Genomic DNA, 15,691 nt, shown 5'->3' on the forward strand with positions numbered 1-15,691 from the left:
CGCCCTCTTAAAACCTTCCGTTTTGGTAATCATCGAAAGCCTGCAAAACTTCCTCTCTCGTATTCATGACAAAGGGGCCACCACGCGCTACAGGCTCGTTCAACGGTTTTCCGCCGACAAGGAGAAAACGGGCTGAACCATCAACGGCTTTCAGAAACACTTCGTCACCATCTCCAAGCACTACAAGCGTACCAGAGGTTAGCACATGATCGGTTGATCCGATTAACCCTGCTCCCTCAATGACATATATGAATACATTATGTGCTTCATCCACCGTTTGATGAAGTTCCTGATTTTTCCCGAGCCGAATATCAAGATAGAGTGGCTCTGTGTGCTGGTTCTTTACAGGCCCGACAGTACCCGCATTTGTTTTGCCTGCGACAACATTAATAGACCCACCTGCACTCAATTCTTCAACCGGCATTTCTTCGGGAGGAAATTCCTGATATCCCGGAGGCCCCATCTTGGCGGACGCCGGTAAATTGATCCAAAGCTGAAAACCGCGCATCTCGCCTTCGGTTTGCTCAGGCATTTCTGAATGAACGATACCCTTTCCAGCGGACATCCATTGCACACCACCAGGAATAATCACACCTTCATTTCCAGCGTTATCTTTGTGGCGCATTTTTCCTGCAAGCATGTATGTAACGGTTTCAAACCCGCGATGCGGATGCGAAGGAAATCCGCCGATATAATCGCTGGGCTCATCTGTTCCGAAAACATCCAGCATCAGAAACGGATCAAGAATATTTAGCTCATGAGTTCCAATATACCGTCTGAGGCGCACGCCATCTCCGTCTGAGCCTTCATGCCCTTCAGTAATACCCAGTATTTCTCTCACTTTATTACTCATCTTCTGCACCTTTCAAAAATGCTGGAGACCTTCTTCACAGAATATTTAATGTTTCCAATATGCAGAATAAAGTATAAATACTGGAACATACTGTTCACAAATTGAGAACAATAAATGGGTAAGCTCGAGGATATGGCGTTATTCGCCAAAATAGTGGAAAGTGGTAGCATCACGGCTGCAGCCAACCAAATGGGGATGGCGAAGTCAGCCGTTAGCAAAAAACTGGCGGATCTTGAAAAACAGATCGGCACTCAACTGATTAACAGAACAACACGCAAATCGAGCCTGACTGAAAGCGGTCAGCTTTACTATAACCAATCCCAAAAAATATTACAGGATACGGATGATCTGCTGGCCGTGGTGGGATCCTCGAAGTCCGAACTTTCCGGAGCACTTCGTGTTGGTGCGCCTTTATCTTTTGGCTTAAAGCACCTGTCCCCGGTCATTAGTCAGTTTGCACGCAAACATCCGTCATTATCAATTGATCTCAGTTTTGCTGATCATCAGGTGAACCTGATTGAAGATGGAATTGATGTGGCGATCCGCATTGCAAATTTGGAACCGTCAAGCCTGGTGGCACGGCGTTTTACAACCATACGCCACTGCATATGCGCAAGCCCGGATTATCTCCTGAAGTACGGTGAGCCGGAACATCCCAGTGAATTGGCCAGCCACAAAATCCTGAGATACAAGAGCCCCAGCGGTCTCAGTCATGTAATTTCCGACAATAACGGTGAACAATATGAGGTTCCCACCCAAAGTGTTCTGATGTCAAACAATGGTGATTTCCTCAAATCAGCGGCGCTTGACGGTTTAGGACTATATTTCTGTCCAACTTTCCTCTGCTCTGACGACCTCAAAACAGGCTTGCTTGTCCCGGTTTTGCGCGAATTTTCTTTGGTGGAACTGGGTGCCTATATCATATATCCGCAAACGAGGTATCTCTCTTCACGGGTTCGCCATTTTATTGATCATGTGGTTAAAAGCTTCGCCGATCCACCTCATTGGGATTTGGACACCCTTGAAAGTGCGCCCCTATCTAATAGCTCGCAGCACCATCAGGCGCGCGATAAACATCCGTTATAACCGATTTCCAGTTTGTATCTGTCCAGATATCAGTTGGATCCGAGAACTGGATGTCACGTCGCTTCAAATCAGCGGAAAAAATATCAACGACCATCTGCGGATCAAGATCATGACTGTGATCATCATATGAGGCGGCCATTGCTTCATTTTCAAAGCAATAGGCTTTCCACAAAATGGATATGCGCACATCCCCGTAATCAAACTCCGCGCAAGTTTCTTCATTTTCAATAACTTGCCACTTGTTTTCACTGTTTAATCTTAACACAGCATCATAGCCGATATTGTCATATTTCCCCTGCTGCTCCAGCGGCCCAACGGCGCCAACTCTGTGATACATATATTCATTATCAGCGAGGACACAGCTGTTCGAATAAGGCGGGCTTTCCGTTAGCGAAGGGGCGTCCAACCCATCTGGCCAATATTCAAATTCACCACCGACGCGTCGTAAAACCAGGTAATCGCAGACGCAACGGGAACTGCCCATTCATGAAACAAGCCTGAATATCCCATCGGGGCAAGAAGCCAACTTGGAACTTCCCTATTTTGACATCCCCTGAAAAACGGGAGGTCCAGATGAAAAGGGGCCCCCTTGGCGGGCAAGTTCAGGTTCGTCATCATAGCCACAGGGCGAATAACTTCAGCGCGAAATGACTGTTTGGCAGCCTCAATAAACCGCTTATTGTAAAAATACGGCTCCGCTCCCTCAAAAATCACCTTACCCCCTAACGCCCAGAAATTTCGAAACCAACCGCCACTGGTCTCCCCTTTATTTTTATGGACTGCCGACAGAGTTTTGTAAGGACTGCCCTTTTTTATCAAATCCTGAATATCTTCGGGATTATCAAAGGCCTTCTCCAGTTTGATCGGTGGGGCCAACAAATTTTTGGGACGGGTAATCCGTGAAGAAGGGCCATTCATTTTATTATCCTTTATTGAGGCTTTTTTTCTTAAATACAGGCTAGCACAATGTTCTATATTTGCAAAATCTGAACTTATCCTGTCTTTACCTGTCACAACATGTTGGATAGAAGCGTTATGTGTTTTTAGACACTCGCCATACAGGATCATTCAAATGCGGCTTCTTCATCTGTTTGTTTTAATCTGTTTCTTCGGGGTCACTCTGACACCCCACGCAACCGCCCGCCCCCGTGTATTTGAAGGTCCCTACCCTGCGGAAATTTATTATATTACGGATGGGGATACTTTCTTTGCCCGGGTACATATTTGGCCGGGCCTGAATAGTGATGTCAGTATCCGAATTAACGGCATAGATACACCAGAAACATGGCGCCCAAAATGTGAGGGGGAGGAAATAGCAGGCAAAGCCGCAACCGAATTTCTGATGAAGCTTTTTGACAGCCCCTACAGAGGAGCAGTGCTGGACAAACCGATGGCAAAGGTTGAGCTGAGAAATGTCAAACAGGGAAAATTCGCAGGTCGAATTCTTGCCGATGTTTTTTACAACGGCAAAAATGTGGCTCAGCAACTTCTGCAATCAGGTCATGCCCGTCCGTATGACGGCGGCACCCGAACTGGCTGGTGCTAACAATCAATAAAAAAGCTTCTGATAAATATCCAGATTTTCCGGAGGAGGCTCACCTCTGTCTTTACTACCTATCGCTTTAAAAAAGTAACTTATTCCCTCAGTGCGTATCTTCTTTCGTTCCGGTGCACAATAATAACCTAAAAGCCTTTTGGTTCCTTCTGCGACCCCGAAATCGCTGGAACTATGCCCAGTCTCGTTGACGAATGTTAAACATTCCGAACCGTCAACGCTAAAAATTGAATACTCAAAATCCGCAAATTTGCTAGACTTTGACGGCGGTGCAATATTGTTTGCATTTTTAAATCTAGGATAAAGCTGCCGTAAATTCTGGAGTTTATAGCTGTCGTTGAAGAAATAATTTGGCGCCAGTTCAACAAGATGAACTACAGAGAAAATACGATTAGATCGCGTTGATTTAGAGACAATAAAAAACTGCCTTGTAGAGTAGTCCGCATTCCAACCTGTTTTTAGATACACTTTTTCAACGTTGGCGGAAAAATACAGGGGAATTTCTTCTGCATCAGATTGTTCTGCAGCAAATACGCCACCTGCGCTTAAAAGAAACCCGATCAAGCCAGCAGTTAATGTAATGAATCTCATACCCCCTCCTAGTCACTCACTACCATTATTAGCTTTGTTATAATTTATCATACATCAATTAATAGTAGGCATACCACAAAAAAAACCCTCGAAACCGTTTGGCTTCGAGGGTTTTGTAAATCTGGCGACCCCTGCACGATTCGAACGTGCGACCTACAGATTAGAAGTCTGTTGCTCTATCCAGCTGAGCTAAGGGGCCGGAATGTTATCCCCGGACGCGGGTATAACTGAAATTGTCAGCATATGTCTTGATGTTGAGCTTTCGCTCCTTCGGTTCAGAAACGCGATATTCAATACCATTTGCTTCGCAATAAGCAATAGCACTTTCTTTATCATCAAATTTGAGCGTGACTTGCTGATCCGTGTCAGTGGAACCAGTCCACCCCATCAACGGGTCTGCAAAACGCGCCGCAGAAGGAGTGAATTCCAACACCCACTTCCTGATTTTACCGCGACCTGACTGCATTGCATTTTTGGCAGGTCTGTAAATTCTAGCAACTTTGTTCATGCTCATTCATTCCCGGTATGCGCAAAAGCCGAAGCCGGCACATAATCAATTTCTTCTGGCCCCGGAGGATCCCAATAAAGTTCCAGCGTGGCCGTATTCTTCTTCTCAAAGTAAAGAATATGCACCGGATACCAGCCCGGCTCCGAAATCTCAAGCTTTATTTCTTCAGAAAATCGATCTGCGTGAACTTCCGGGTCCTCATGGATCATTACACCGCCGATTGTCACACGAACACCGTCGTTGGAGTGAACCATAACGGTATAAGTACCGACCTTGTCGAAATTGATCAGCCCCCTGATATCGGCTCCCATCAGATCTGTGGCTGTAGTGGTCAGTATATTACCCTGCCCCACTTGATAGTTCAGCATTGGAATGGGTTCGCCGGGTTTGCCGTCTTCATAGTCCATCCATTCCAGCAGTTGTGTAATGCTGTTGAACTTGGCCCCGTAATAGGTCACGGCCAGCCCCGGTTTCAGCATATCCGCTGATGGCTGCGGGTGAAGCGGCTTGAGGTTATTAAATGCAGATGCACTACTCAATGTAGCCAACAATAATCCGCCTAATAACAGGGTTTTGGCAAATCCCGCTGCCATCGGTTTCCCAATTGCCTTAACTTTCATAAATCCCAACCTCCCACAGTTTGTGGGGTCATATTGTAAAATCCAATTATGATAAAGCAAAGACTATTGAGCGTTTCTTAAAAAGATTTGTGAAACTCTGCGCGCTTCCAATAGCAAAAAAGCCTCTTAAGCTATTTGCTTAAAAGGCTTTTTGATGGTCGGGGCAGCAAGATTCGAACTTGCGACCTCTCGCTCCCAAAGCGAGCGCACTACCAGGCTGTGCTATGCCCCGATTGGCGTGTGGCGATGAATTACACTTTTGATGCCGAGCCTGCAAGTGATAAATTCATTTTTTTCAGAAAAATTTCAAAATTACCTATCCGGCTTTGGATCGCTCACTGAATTTCTCTGGGCGGATATACTGAAAAATGGCGTCTGTGCGAAAAACCGGATGTCCACCAACCTTCAAAATGCCTCTCACGAAACCGAGTGTGCGCGTATCGCGAGTCACCTCACAATAGGCTTCCACAAAATCCCCTTCTTTTACAGGGCGCAGAAATTCCGAACTCATTTTCAAAGTTACCCCGCGCTTGCCAGTTACATGATTGATAGTTCTGGCAAGGGAAGAGTCCGCGAAACTCATCAACATACCCCCATGAACGAAATTCACCCCGTTCAAATGCCGCCGGTCCGCTAAAAAGCCGCGAATAAGGCGATTTTCAGTATCTATCTTTTCAAAATAAGGACCGTTACGCGTCGCGAACGCTGCGTGACCGTGTACTTCTTCAAATCCGTCGGGAATACTGTTGTTATCTTTACCCATATTTTTCATTGTTCTCTTTGTCATTTATGAGTTGTATCGATGCGATCACCGACCTGAATAGACATCTCTTTTATAAATCCTGCATTTACTTCCAATACCCATCTTGCAGGTTTGTGGGAAGAAATAATTGTCAGATCGTGGGGAATTGCCCCTTCATGGAGTTGAAAAATAACACCATCAGCATCGGCAAAAAGCATATCCAGTGCGATTTCGGTATTTTTCATCCACATGTAAACAGGTCGCTCTTTATGAAAATCAAACAGCATACCTGTCCCTTTGGCAAGGCTTTCACGGTACATGAGCCCTTTACTTCGGCTCGTTGGCGTAGCGACGAGTTCAACAGGCAGCGTCACGTCAACATGTTTTCCACTAATTTGAATAAGCTGCATCTCAGCCGTTGACGGCGAGGAAAGTGACAGAAAAAAGAACGTAAATAGAAAGGCTTTAAAATTTTTGTAAAACTTCTTTTCCATCCAGATCATTTTCCCTATAGTTGGCGCAACCTCGGGGGGAGCCATTGGTGCTGAGAGGTTCCATATCGGAACGACCCCTGGACCTGATCAGGTTAAAACCTGCGTAGGAACGAGAATATTAATGGTCGCGAACGATACGGATGCAGCCCTCCTCGCTGCACAGAGAGGCAAACCCTCACCCCGCCTGGCTGGAGCAAATCTCCCGCCTGTTGGTGTGCAGATCAATCTTTCACAAATTGCTTTTTCCGGCAAACCCATTCTTGAGGATTTATCACTAACCCTCACCGCTGGTGAACACACTTGCCTTCTGGGCCCAAGTGGCGTTGGCAAAACCAGTATTTTAAAATCGCTTGCAGGCTTAATTCCGATGGCTGAAGGGAGCTCTATTCAAACGACCGATGACGAGCCAGTTGTTGGTCGTATTGCTTATATGGGCCAAAGTGACCTGCTCCTTCCCTGGGCAAGCGTGCTTGACAATGTCCTTATTGGACAGAAGCTCAAAGGTGAACGCCCTAATGAAGGCAAGGCAATTGAACTTCTCAAGCTTGTGGGTCTGGCCGCAAACCTGGCAGATCGCCCTGACACCTTATCTGGCGGCATGAGGCAAAGGGTAGCACTTGCCCGCACCTTGATGGAAGATGCGCCTATCCTGCTTGTCGATGAGCCTTTCTCGGCGCTCGACGCAATTACACGACATAAATTGCAAGCCCTTCTGTGTGACCTGACCCGGGATAGAACTGTGCTGATGATTACCCACGATCCGATGGAGGCATTAAGGGTTGCTGATCAGATTATTGTCCTTTGTGGTCAGCCAGTAAAAGCTGTCAAAATCGAAAAACTTGCAACCGCTGCGCCCAGAGATCTGGGCAGCCCGGACATCAGCGACAGATATGATCAGATCATGTCACTATTGGAACTTGATCTGCGGGACATGCCATGAAACGTATTTTTCAGATTAGCATGACAATATCGGGTTTGTTGGGGCTTTGGGCTCTTATTGTCTGGCTGACCGACCTGCCAAAATTCATTCTGCCTGCCCCGCTGCAGGTTTTGCAAAAATTTGTGCAGCGCTACCCTGTCATTCTGGATAACGCAGCAACCACACTGTTGGAAATCATACTGGGTTTGTGTTTTGGAATTTTGCTGGGTATGTCAACAGCGCTCATCGTCTCCTTAAGTCGCAATCTGCGCCAATGGATATTACCAGTGCTGATTGCCAGTCAGGCCGTTCCGGTATTCGCGATCGCGCCATTGCTTGTTCTGTGGTTTGACTATGGCATCACTTCAAAAGTGGTTATGGCGACACTGATTATCTATTTTCCCGTAACCGTCGGCTTTCTGGATGGGCTCAATCGCACATCTACAGACTGGCAGGACTTGGCCCGGATCTATCAGCAGGGAGCCAACTCCTCAGCGCTCGCATCTATGGCCCGACTCTATTGGTATATTAAAGTACCCTTTGCTCTTCCCTCACTCGCATCAGGAGTGCGTGTGGCCACTGCAGTTGCACCTATTGGGGCCGTTGTAGGGGAATGGGTTGGCTCATCTTCGGGGCTTGGTTACCTCATGCTTCATGCAAATGGACGCATGCAAACCGACCTGATGTTTGCCAGCCTTCTCACTTTAACTGTTATCTCTATCACCTTGTATTATCTCGTCGATTTTCTTCTCAAACGAGCCATATCCTGGCAGCAGACAGAAGATCAGTTCACTTAAGCGGAGTTAAGAAATGAAATTGAAATTTGCCATCTTTGCGTTGGCATCCCTGCTCGCTACAGCCCCTGTGCAGGCGGCAGAAAAACTGGAAGTCCTGCTCGACTGGTTTGTAAATCCCGATCATGCCACGCTGATTATCGCGAAAGAAAAAGGCTATTTCAAAAACCATGGTCTGGATGTGGAACTCATCGCGCCCGCTGATCCTAATGATCCGCCGAAACTGGTGGCTGCAGGAAAAGCCCCGCTGGCAGTTTCCTATCAGCCGCAATTGCAAGTGCAGGTTAGTGAAGGCTTACCCCTCAAACGGATTGGAACATTGGTTGCAACTCCGCTTAACAGCCTAGTTGTCCTTGAAAGCGGTCCCATCAAATCTATCGCCGATCTGAAAGGCAAAAAGGTCGGTTATTCTGTTGGAGGCTTTGAAGATGCTTTGCTCAAAGCCATGCTGAACAAACATGGCCTCAAGCTTTCAGACGTTGAAATGATCAATGTGAATTTCAGCCTCTCCCCGTCAATACTGGCTGGTAAAGTGGATGCTGTTATTGGTGCGTTTCGGAATTTCGAGCTAAACCAGATGGATATTGAAGGAAACCCCGGACGGGCTTTCTTTCCAGAAGAGGAAGGTGTGCCAGCTTATGATGAGCTGATTATTGTCGCCAATAGCGAAAAATTATCGGACAAACGTTTGCGTCCGTTCTTGGCTGCAATCGAAGATGCCACGCAGTATCTGGTTAATCATCCAGAAGAAGGCTGGAATATATTCATCAAAGCCTACCCGGATTTAAATGACGAGCTCAACAAACGAGCTTGGCGCGATACACTTCCGCGTTTCGCTCTGCGTCCGGCTGCGCTTGATAGCAATCGCTATGATCGGTTCGCGACTTTTCTGAAAGAAGCAGAGCTGATCAAAGACGCAGCAGACGTTTCTGCCTACGCGGTTGAGCTAAAATAAAAGAAATTATGCGCCAGCGGTGCACCTGCTGTATCGCTGGCTCAAATTAAATAATGAAATGCATCAATCAAATATTCAGAAAATAAATCAGCCTTAGCCTTTTTCTATTTCAGCGGCTTGTGGCCCTTTATCACTTTCCGCAACGCGCACCCTTAGAGGTTGACCTGCCTGCACCGGCATAGCCCCTTCATTACGAATAGTTTCCATATGAATAAAGATATCCTGCGTTCCCTCCCCGCGGGTAAGGAAACCATATCCTTTTACCGGGTCGAACCATTTGACAACAGTATCAACAAATTCACCTTCCGCTTTTAGCGAAGGATGCTTTGCAACATTGGTCGGCTTGACCGGGCTTGGCTGAAACGGCACCGCCGTAGAGGTATCAATATCCAAAATCTTGATCGCCTGCAGACCTTTACCTCGTCTTGCAACCTGACAACTAATGGTCACCCCTTCTGCCACATATTCATGCCCACTTTCCCTTAGGCATGACAAATGAAGGAAAATATCGCCCTGATCATCTTCCGGCACGAGAAATCCAAAGCCTTTAACAGTATTAAACCATTTGACCCGGCCTTTTTTCTCAAACGTTTCTTCGTCAGAATTATAGGGCATCACGACTTCTGCACTCTTATGCAACTGTTCTACTTTACCAGACATCAGGACACTCCCACATTTTCTTGTGTTACCATCCCCCCAACTTTATAAGCTACATGCATAGACTTATAATTTCAATATTAGCTTAACCTTAATTTTATTTTTTGCATCTCAATTCAAAGAAACCAAAGAATTCCTTGGCAAATGGGAATTTAAATCGCGTTTTCCAGTCTAAAATTACACAATCAGAACTAAAATTTTAGAGAATCACCAGAAGTGCAGTTTTTATTGATAAGACGCAAATTATGCCTATTTAGGGTTAAATGCCGTATCTCGACTTGCGACTGACCTGTTCACGTGGCATACACGGTGCTAAAAAATCTATCGGGTTTGTATAAAGTCAAAGGGTGAGAACTTGAGAACAATTGGTCTTATTTTAGTCCTGTTTGCAGTCTGGCTGCTTTTCTCAGGGATATACACTCCCCTCATCATCAGTTTTGGGATTGTATCGTGTATACTTGTTGGTTGGCTGGCCCGCCGCATGGACGTTATCGACCATGAAGGCCTGCCGCTTCAACTGGGTATTCAAATCATTGTTTATTGGGGCTGGCTTGTTCTGGAAATTGTCAAAGCAAATCTTGACGTCGCGAAATGCGTGCTCTTTCCCAAAAAATACTTGCGGCCAAGCTTCTTCATCTCACGCATCACTCAAAAAAGTGATCTGGGGAAAGTCATCTATGCCAATTCGATCACCTTGACACCCGGCACAGTGACGGTTGATCTCTATGATGAAAATATTCTGGTTCATGCGCTTACTGAAGCTTCCGCTGAAGGGGTCAAGTCTGGCGAAATGGATGAAAAAGTAACAAAAGTGATGGGTGAAGCATGAGTATATTTGCTGTCAGCGCAATCGCTATTCTTGTGAGTGTAGCCCTTGCTCTCGCCCGCGCAATTATGGGGCCCACCGCTTATGATCGTATTCTCGCGCTCAATGCGATTGGGACTAAAACCGTGATGTTGATTGCGGTGGTCGGCTTCATGAATGGCAGACCCGATTTTCTGGATCTGGCCATCGTCTATGCTTTAATGAACTTTATTGGAACACTCGCTGTTCTGAAATATTTCAAATTTGGCACATTGCGCCGCGGATTTTCCCGCTCTAGCGGAGGGAAAAGCTAATGGATCTTGTTCTTGATATCGCCACATGGATTTCCATGCTGATTGGCTGCTTTTTTGTCCTGATTACAGGTTACGGTCTGTTAAAATTTCCAGACCTTTACACTCGTATTCATGCAGGTGGCATGGCAGATACATTGGCCAGCTTTCTTATTTTTGGCGGTTTGGCACTTCAAAGCGGTTTCTCTCTTGTCACTGCCAAGCTGTTTTTTATTGTCGCATTCCTGTTCCTGACCAGCCCAACAGCCACATACGCTTTGGCACAGGCAACTTTTGTTGCGGGCCTGAAACCCAAGCTTGATGGCTTTGGTGAGGAAGCAGACAACACTGAAAGCGAAACAGAAGACGGCGCTAAGCCGAACAATTCAGAAAGTAAAAGCGACTGATGGAAGAATTTACAACAGTTTTTCTAATGGCCTTGCTGGTCGCCGGCGCACTTGGTGTTCTGTACGTTCGAAACCTGTTCGTCGCCACGATGCTCTTGGGGGCGGTCAGTTTTTTAATGGCGCTGATCTTCATTATTCTGGACGCGGTTGATGTGGCCTTCACAGAGGCAGCTGTAGGCGCAGGTATCAGCACCGTTCTGTTTTTGGGAACTTTGTCACTTGTTGGCGCGGATGAGAAAAAATCCAGACCAAAAACAGTACTTCCGCTTCTTGTGTCACTAATTGTTGGCGGAACACTTGTCTATGCGACATTTGAAATGCCGGTTGTTGGCTCTGCTGACAATCCCGTGCAAACCAGCAACTTGACCACGAGATTTATCGAACAAAGCCCCAAGGAAATTGGCGTTCCCAATATGGTCACCTCAGTACTGGCGAGTTATCGTGGCTATGATACCTTTGGGGAAGTTACTGTGATTTTCACGGCTGGGATTGCTGTTCTGTTAATCCTGCGCCAATTGCGACGGCGCCGTGATGAACAAACAGAAGGCAGCTCCTCGGCGGAGAATACTGAAACTGGCGTAGAAAGCGGACCAAGCCCCAGCATTCATGATCTGGTTCCTCATGTCGTCTCCAAGCTCTTGATTCCGTTTGTCCTGTTATTCGGCCTTTACGTCCAGTTTCATGGTGACTTTGGACCGGGCGGCGGATTTCAGGCTGGTGTCATATTTGCGGCGGGCATCATTTTGTACTCCCTTGTTTTCGGACTTGAATATGCACAGAAATTGATCCCGTTATGGGCTGTTGAACTTTTGCTGGCAGTCGGGGTCCTGCTATACGGAGGCGTCGGTGTCGCCACAATGTTGTACGGCGGAAACTTCCTTGATTACAATTGGTTGTCTGCCGATCCTGTTGCAGGGCAGCATCTTGGAATTTTGCTTGTAGAACTGGGAGTTGGTATCACCGTGACAGCAGCAATGCTGGCAATCTTTTATGGGTTTGCCAACCGCAACGAATTTCGTGAAAACAGTGGGGAGTAGCTCAGTAGATGTTTTTCGACCACTATAGTTACTGGATCGTCATTATACTGTTCGTGATCGGGCTCTACACTGTTATGAGTCGTAGCAACCTGATCAAAAAAATGATTGGCCTTTCCCTGTTTCAGATCTCGGTTTTCCTGTTTTACATAACTATGGGCAAAATCGAAGGAGGCACAGCGCCGATCTTAGTCGACGCCCCTGATACAGTATATTCAAACCCCCTGCCGCATGTTCTGATCCTGACAGCAATTGTTGTGGGCGTTGCCACAACAGCACTCGGCTTGTCGCTAGTTGTTCGCATAAAAGAAACCTATGATACGATTGACGAAGATGAAATCCGCGACATGGAGGATGTAAAGTAAATGACTGCCTCCCTGTTTAGTCAGGCACCCATTCTTGCGGTTCTTATTCCCCTGCTAGGTGCCCCTGTCTGTGGTCTGTTGCGCGGTGGTATTTTTCCGTGGCTATTCACCACTGTTCTGAGTCTGCTGTCATTTTGGTTCAGTATCGAGTTGTTATTGCATGTGAATGCCAATGGCCCGATTTCCTATGAACTGGGAGGCTGGGCACCGCCATGGGGTATTGAATATGTTATTGATCCCTTAAGCGCATTTGTGATGCTGGTGGTGAGCGGGATCAGTAGTGGTGTTCTTCTCTATGCACGCGAAAGCATTCAAAGAGAAGTTGCTCCATCCGTCACGGGCTGTTTTTTGCGGCCTATTTGCTGGCGCTTGCCGGAATGATGGGGATTACCGCAACTGGTGATGCTTTTAACATCTTCGTCTTCCTGGAGATTACCTCCCTGTCTTCATATGTTTTGATCTCAATGGGAGAGAAATATGATCGGCGGGCTCTTTCCGCAGCATTTCAGTATCTTATTCTGGGAACCATTGGCGCCACCTTCATTCTGATTGGTGTTGGCCTTCTTTACCTGATGACTGGAACGCTGAACATCGCCGATATTGCACGTCAGTTTGACACCATCGAAGATACGCGTCCCATTCGTGCTGCCGTTGGTTTTCTGGTCGTTGGTATTGCCATCAAGCTTGCAATGTTTCCATTTCATAGCTGGCTTCCAAATGCTTATGCATATGCGCCAACCATCATCACAGCCTTTTTCGCAGGCACCGCGACGAAGGTCTCTGTCTATCTGCTGATCCGGTTTATCTTTACCATTTTTGGATGGGATTTCAGTTTCGGTAACCTACCGCTCAGCGATCTATTGATCCCCTTTGCCGTCATTGCCTTTATCAGCATGTCAATTGTTGCTGTTTTTCAGGACAACCTGAAAAAGCTGCTGGCTTTTTCGAGTGTTGCACAGCTTGGTTATATGACACTCGGCATCGCGCTCGCGTCCGAGAGTGGCTTGACAACGAGTATCGTTCATATTTTCAACCACGCGATTGTAAAAACAGGTCTTTTCCTGACAGTGGGAGCCATGTTCTTCATGAACGGAAGTGTATTGCTCAGTGATCTGGCAGGTGTTGGAAAAAGAATGCCACTTACGACATTTGCCTTCGTACTTGGCGGTCTTGCATTAATTGGTGTTCCGCTTACTCCGGGTTTTATCAGCAAATGGTATCTCATTCAGGCTGTGCTGGAGCGAGGTGACATGCTTGGTTACGCACTTGCGGTTACATTGCTTATTTCCTCTCTAATTGCCGTGATTTATGTTTGGCGAGTAGTTGAAATCGCATATTTCCGCCCCTCTCCAGATGGGACCACTGCGGGAGAAGCTCCGCTCAGCATGCTTGTGATTTGTTGGGTCTTTGTGGCCGCAATGTTCTATTTTGGTATTGATACATCCATGAGTGTTGATTTTGCGAATTCAGCAGCCTCCTTCATGATGGGAGGAACTGACTGATGTTTAGCCTTGAAACCCATCTTGCGCTCACTTTGCTAATTCCCCTGCTGGGAGGCATCGGCGTATTCCTGTTTGGCTCAATGCCAAATTTACGTGAAAGCGCTACATTGGGCGCCGCCGCTTTGTTGTTCCTGAACGTTTTGGTGATTTTACAGTCTGTTCTGTCTGGAACATATGCCCAGGTTGATCTGATTGATACGCTGCCAGGTCTTGGCATCTCACTGAAAGTCGAACCGCTTGGGATGATATTTGCCTGTGTTGCCTCCACGTTATGGATTATCAACTCCCTCTATTCCATAGGGTATATGAGAGGCAATAAAGAAGCCAATCAGACCCGCTTCTATATCTGTTTCACAATTGCCATATCCGCCGCAATGGGCATTGCCTTTGCTGAAAACCTGCTCACCCTGTTTATCTTCTATGAAGTGCTAAGCCTGTCTACCTATCCGCTTGTTACACATAAAGGAAATGATGCGGCGTTAAAAGGTGGGCGAATTTATCTGGGCATCCTTCTTGGCACCTCAATCGGCCTATTCCTGCCCGCTATAATCTGGGTTTGGACGGTAACAGGCACAACAGATTTCACCGCCGGCGGAATACTGGCAGGGCATGTCGGCGCCGGTATGACAGCATCATGCTATTTCTGTTTATGTATGGAATTGGCAAGGCTGCCCTAATGCCAATCCACCGGTGGCTTCCATCTGCAATGGTTGCCCCAACACCAGTGAGTGCTCTGCTGCATGCGGTTGCTGTGGTAAAGGCAGGCGTATTTTCAGTTCTAAAAGTAGTGGTCTATATATTTGGAATTGATTTCCTCGCCGAGACTGGCGCAGCTGACTGGCTCACCTGGATTGCGGGCTTTACGCTGATCAGCGCGTCTGTTGTCGCCATGACAAAAGATAACCTGAAAGCGAGGCTTGCCTATTCAACGATCAGCCAACTGGCCTATATTGTCCTGGCTGCGTCCCTCGTAACACCAATGGCAGTTGCTGGCGGTGCGTTGCAGATCGTTATGCACGCGTTTGGAAAAATCACACTCTTCTTCTGTGCTGGCGCTATTTATACTGCGACGAAGAAAACTGAAATTTCAGACATGCGTGGGCTCGGCCGAATAATGCCATTTACATTTGCAGCTTTTGCCATTGGCGCGCTGAGTATTATTGGATTGCCTCCTTTGGGCGGGAGCTGGGCGAAATTTTATATCATGCTGGGCGCCATTGATGCTGATCAGCTCATAGTACTGGGCATCCTGTTTATAAGCTCTCTACTGAATATCGCCTATCTTATGCCAATCGTAATCAGAGGATTTTTCTTCTCTCCACTTGGTACACAGCATCCACCTGTTGCTGTTGGTGAGGAGCAGTCTTTCATTGATCGCACAGCAATTAAAGAGGCCCCTCTTCTTGCTGTTGCTCCGCCAGTTCTTACGGCTCTTGCCTGTATCGCGCTGTTTTTTGCGGTTGATCCCATTTACCAACTCTTGCTGCCTGCACTTGGGAAATAGGAGACGCATA

The 15,691-nt window shown here is 46.9% G+C and carries 21 protein-coding genes, 2 tRNA genes, 1 pseudogene and 1 riboswitch; of the genes and pseudogenes, 13 read left to right on the forward strand and 11 right to left on the reverse strand.

The window, feature by feature from the left end:
* Positions 1–7: 7 nt before the first annotated feature.
* Positions 8–853, reverse strand: coding sequence for a pirin family protein (locus JCM23214_RS11815; protein ID WP_025899122.1), 846 nt, complete (start codon positions 851–853; stop codon positions 8–10).
* Positions 854–967: 114 nt separating this feature from the next.
* On the opposite strand from JCM23214_RS11815, the gene JCM23214_RS11820 reads away from it, so the two are divergent.
* Positions 968–1,939 (forward strand): LysR family transcriptional regulator, encoded by a 972-nt coding sequence (locus tag JCM23214_RS11820; RefSeq protein WP_025899123.1) that lies wholly within the window; start codon positions 968–970, stop codon positions 1,937–1,939.
* Here JCM23214_RS11820 and JCM23214_RS22510 read toward each other — a convergent pair.
* Positions 1,893–2,345 (reverse strand): hypothetical protein, encoded by a 453-nt coding sequence (locus JCM23214_RS22510; RefSeq protein ID WP_159104352.1) that lies wholly within the window; start codon positions 2,343–2,345, stop codon positions 1,893–1,895. The genes JCM23214_RS11820 and JCM23214_RS22510 overlap by 47 nt on opposite strands.
* The gene (locus JCM23214_RS22515) at positions 2,327–2,857 is read right to left on the reverse strand and encodes a hypothetical protein (protein WP_148301862.1); all 531 of its coding nucleotides are present in this window, start codon (positions 2,855–2,857) and stop codon (positions 2,327–2,329) included. Before JCM23214_RS22515 ends, JCM23214_RS22510 begins: the two co-directional genes overlap by 19 nt.
* Positions 2,858–3,011: 154 nt before the next feature.
* On the opposite strand from JCM23214_RS22515, the gene JCM23214_RS11830 reads away from it, so the two are divergent.
* Positions 3,012–3,485, forward strand: coding sequence for a thermonuclease family protein (locus JCM23214_RS11830; RefSeq protein WP_025899124.1), 474 nt, complete (start codon positions 3,012–3,014; stop codon positions 3,483–3,485).
* Positions 3,486–3,488: 3 nt separating this feature from the next.
* Here the strand turns inward: JCM23214_RS11830 and JCM23214_RS11835 are convergent, their stop codons facing one another.
* The 7 genes from JCM23214_RS11835 to JCM23214_RS11865 all read right to left on the reverse strand — a co-directional run bounded on the left by JCM23214_RS11835 (position 3,489) and on the right by JCM23214_RS11865 (position 6,449).
* Positions 3,489–4,085, reverse strand: coding sequence for a hypothetical protein (locus JCM23214_RS11835; protein ID WP_025899125.1), 597 nt, complete (start codon positions 4,083–4,085; stop codon positions 3,489–3,491).
* A gap of 122 nt (positions 4,086–4,207) precedes the next feature.
* Positions 4,208–4,284 (reverse strand) — tRNA-Arg (locus JCM23214_RS11840).
* A 6-nt stretch (positions 4,285–4,290) separates the two neighbouring features.
* A complete protein-coding gene (locus JCM23214_RS11845) occupies positions 4,291–4,593 on the reverse strand; it encodes an ETC complex I subunit (RefSeq protein ID WP_025899126.1) in 303 nt (100 codons plus the stop codon).
* A 2-nt stretch (positions 4,594–4,595) separates the two neighbouring features.
* Positions 4,596–5,213: a PA14 domain-containing protein gene (locus JCM23214_RS11850; protein WP_025899127.1), complete on the reverse strand. Its 618-nt coding sequence runs from the start codon at positions 5,211–5,213 to the stop codon at positions 4,596–4,598.
* 155 nt (positions 5,214–5,368) lie between these two features.
* Positions 5,369–5,445 (reverse strand) — tRNA-Pro (locus JCM23214_RS11855).
* A gap of 84 nt (positions 5,446–5,529) precedes the next feature.
* Positions 5,530–6,000: a PaaI family thioesterase gene (locus JCM23214_RS11860; protein ID WP_025899128.1), complete on the reverse strand. Its 471-nt coding sequence runs from the start codon at positions 5,998–6,000 to the stop codon at positions 5,530–5,532.
* Positions 5,997–6,449 carry a DUF192 domain-containing protein gene (locus tag JCM23214_RS11865; protein WP_025899129.1) on the reverse strand — a complete coding sequence of 151 codons (453 nt, stop codon included), beginning with the start codon at positions 6,447–6,449 and terminating at the stop codon, positions 5,997–5,999. Before JCM23214_RS11865 ends, JCM23214_RS11860 begins: the two co-directional genes overlap by 4 nt.
* 24 nt (positions 6,450–6,473) lie before the next feature.
* Positions 6,474–6,576, forward strand: a riboswitch (TPP riboswitch).
* Between JCM23214_RS11865 and JCM23214_RS11870 the strand changes: the two genes are divergently transcribed.
* The 3 genes from JCM23214_RS11870 (at position 6,571) to JCM23214_RS11880 (ending at position 9,117) form a co-directional block, all read left to right on the forward strand.
* Positions 6,571–7,389 (forward strand): ABC transporter ATP-binding protein, encoded by an 819-nt coding sequence (locus JCM23214_RS11870; RefSeq protein WP_025899130.1) that lies wholly within the window; start codon positions 6,571–6,573, stop codon positions 7,387–7,389. (Overlaps the previous riboswitch by 6 nt.)
* Positions 7,386–8,165 (forward strand): ABC transporter permease, encoded by a 780-nt coding sequence (locus tag JCM23214_RS11875; RefSeq protein WP_025899131.1) that lies wholly within the window; start codon positions 7,386–7,388, stop codon positions 8,163–8,165. The genes JCM23214_RS11870 and JCM23214_RS11875 overlap by 4 nt, the downstream gene beginning before the upstream one ends.
* A 13-nt stretch (positions 8,166–8,178) precedes the next feature.
* Entirely contained in the window at positions 8,179–9,117 is a 939-nt protein-coding gene (locus JCM23214_RS11880) for an ABC transporter substrate-binding protein (protein WP_025899132.1), read from the forward strand.
* Positions 9,118–9,210: 93 nt separating this feature from the next.
* Here JCM23214_RS11880 and JCM23214_RS11885 read toward each other — a convergent pair whose 3' ends face one another.
* Positions 9,211–9,777, reverse strand: a complete 567-nt coding sequence (locus JCM23214_RS11885) for a cold-shock protein (RefSeq protein ID WP_025899133.1) — start codon at positions 9,775–9,777, stop codon at positions 9,211–9,213.
* 352 nt (positions 9,778–10,129) lie between these two features.
* On the opposite strand from JCM23214_RS11885, the gene JCM23214_RS11890 reads away from it, so the two are divergent.
* From JCM23214_RS11890 to JCM23214_RS26705, 8 genes and pseudogenes are all read left to right on the forward strand, one after another.
* On the forward strand, positions 10,130–10,603 hold the full coding sequence (locus JCM23214_RS11890) for a Na+/H+ antiporter subunit E (RefSeq protein WP_025899134.1): 474 nt from the start codon (positions 10,130–10,132) through the stop codon (positions 10,601–10,603).
* A complete protein-coding gene (locus tag JCM23214_RS11895) occupies positions 10,600–10,893 on the forward strand; it encodes an MrpF/PhaF family protein (RefSeq protein ID WP_199899543.1) in 294 nt (97 codons plus the stop codon). The genes JCM23214_RS11890 and JCM23214_RS11895 overlap by 4 nt, the downstream gene beginning before the upstream one ends.
* Complete coding sequence (mnhG, locus tag JCM23214_RS11900; RefSeq protein ID WP_025899136.1) at positions 10,893–11,276, forward strand: monovalent cation/H(+) antiporter subunit G; 384 nt, start codon at positions 10,893–10,895, stop codon at positions 11,274–11,276. Before JCM23214_RS11895 ends, mnhG begins: the two co-directional genes overlap by 1 nt.
* Positions 11,276–12,313, forward strand: a complete 1,038-nt coding sequence (locus JCM23214_RS11905) for a Na(+)/H(+) antiporter subunit B (protein WP_037493269.1) — start codon at positions 11,276–11,278, stop codon at positions 12,311–12,313. The genes mnhG and JCM23214_RS11905 overlap by 1 nt, the downstream gene beginning before the upstream one ends.
* An 8-nt stretch (positions 12,314–12,321) precedes the next feature.
* On the forward strand, positions 12,322–12,675 hold the full coding sequence (locus JCM23214_RS11910) for a cation:proton antiporter subunit C (RefSeq protein ID WP_025899138.1): 354 nt from the start codon (positions 12,322–12,324) through the stop codon (positions 12,673–12,675).
* Entirely contained in the window at positions 12,676–13,056 is a 381-nt protein-coding gene (locus JCM23214_RS24585) for a hypothetical protein (protein WP_199899544.1), read from the forward strand. It abuts the gene before it with no gap.
* Positions 13,053–14,177 carry a monovalent cation/H+ antiporter subunit D family protein gene (locus JCM23214_RS20490; RefSeq protein ID WP_199899545.1) on the forward strand — a complete coding sequence of 375 codons (1,125 nt, stop codon included), beginning with the start codon at positions 13,053–13,055 and terminating at the stop codon, positions 14,175–14,177. Before JCM23214_RS24585 ends, JCM23214_RS20490 begins: the two co-directional genes overlap by 4 nt.
* A pseudogene (locus JCM23214_RS26705) lies at positions 14,177–15,681 on the forward strand (proton-conducting transporter transmembrane domain-containing protein). The gene JCM23214_RS20490 and the pseudogene JCM23214_RS26705 overlap by 1 nt, the downstream one beginning before the upstream one ends.
* Positions 15,682–15,691 lie beyond the last annotated feature (10 nt).

The organism is Sneathiella glossodoripedis JCM 23214 (genome assembly GCF_000616095.1).
Lineage (GTDB): Bacteria > Pseudomonadota > Alphaproteobacteria > Sneathiellales > Sneathiellaceae > Sneathiella > Sneathiella glossodoripedis.

Excerpts from the sequence above, each read along its gene's own strand:
- JCM23214_RS11815 (WP_025899122.1), bottom strand. The coding sequence starts at position 853 with ATGAGTAATAAAGTGAGAGAAATACTGGGTATTACTGAAGGGCATGAA.
- JCM23214_RS11820 (WP_025899123.1), top strand. The coding sequence starts at position 968 with ATGGGTAAGCTCGAGGATATGGCGTTATTCGCCAAAATAGTGGAAAGT.
- JCM23214_RS22515 (WP_148301862.1), bottom strand. The coding sequence starts at position 2,857 with ATGAATGGCCCTTCTTCACGGATTACCCGTCCCAAAAATTTGTTGGCC.
- JCM23214_RS11830 (WP_025899124.1), top strand. The coding sequence starts at position 3,012 with ATGCGGCTTCTTCATCTGTTTGTTTTAATCTGTTTCTTCGGGGTCACT.
- JCM23214_RS11835 (WP_025899125.1), bottom strand. The coding sequence starts at position 4,085 with ATGAGATTCATTACATTAACTGCTGGCTTGATCGGGTTTCTTTTAAGC.
- JCM23214_RS11845 (WP_025899126.1), bottom strand. The coding sequence starts at position 4,593 with ATGAACAAAGTTGCTAGAATTTACAGACCTGCCAAAAATGCAATGCAG.
- JCM23214_RS11850 (WP_025899127.1), bottom strand. The coding sequence starts at position 5,213 with ATGAAAGTTAAGGCAATTGGGAAACCGATGGCAGCGGGATTTGCCAAA.
- JCM23214_RS11860 (WP_025899128.1), bottom strand. The coding sequence starts at position 6,000 with ATGACAAAGAGAACAATGAAAAATATGGGTAAAGATAACAACAGTATT.
- JCM23214_RS11865 (WP_025899129.1), bottom strand. The coding sequence starts at position 6,449 with ATGGAAAAGAAGTTTTACAAAAATTTTAAAGCCTTTCTATTTACGTTC.
- JCM23214_RS11870 (WP_025899130.1), top strand. The coding sequence starts at position 6,571 with ATGGTCGCGAACGATACGGATGCAGCCCTCCTCGCTGCACAGAGAGGC.
- JCM23214_RS11875 (WP_025899131.1), top strand. The coding sequence starts at position 7,386 with ATGAAACGTATTTTTCAGATTAGCATGACAATATCGGGTTTGTTGGGG.
- JCM23214_RS11880 (WP_025899132.1), top strand. The coding sequence starts at position 8,179 with ATGAAATTGAAATTTGCCATCTTTGCGTTGGCATCCCTGCTCGCTACA.
- JCM23214_RS11885 (WP_025899133.1), bottom strand. The coding sequence starts at position 9,777 with ATGTCTGGTAAAGTAGAACAGTTGCATAAGAGTGCAGAAGTCGTGATG.
- JCM23214_RS11895 (WP_199899543.1), top strand. The coding sequence starts at position 10,600 with ATGAGTATATTTGCTGTCAGCGCAATCGCTATTCTTGTGAGTGTAGCC.
- mnhG (WP_025899136.1), top strand. The coding sequence starts at position 10,893 with ATGGATCTTGTTCTTGATATCGCCACATGGATTTCCATGCTGATTGGC.
- JCM23214_RS11905 (WP_037493269.1), top strand. The coding sequence starts at position 11,276 with ATGGAAGAATTTACAACAGTTTTTCTAATGGCCTTGCTGGTCGCCGGC.
- JCM23214_RS11910 (WP_025899138.1), top strand. The coding sequence starts at position 12,322 with ATGTTTTTCGACCACTATAGTTACTGGATCGTCATTATACTGTTCGTG.
- JCM23214_RS24585 (WP_199899544.1), top strand. The coding sequence starts at position 12,676 with ATGACTGCCTCCCTGTTTAGTCAGGCACCCATTCTTGCGGTTCTTATT.
- JCM23214_RS20490 (WP_199899545.1), top strand. The coding sequence starts at position 13,053 with ATGATGGGGATTACCGCAACTGGTGATGCTTTTAACATCTTCGTCTTC.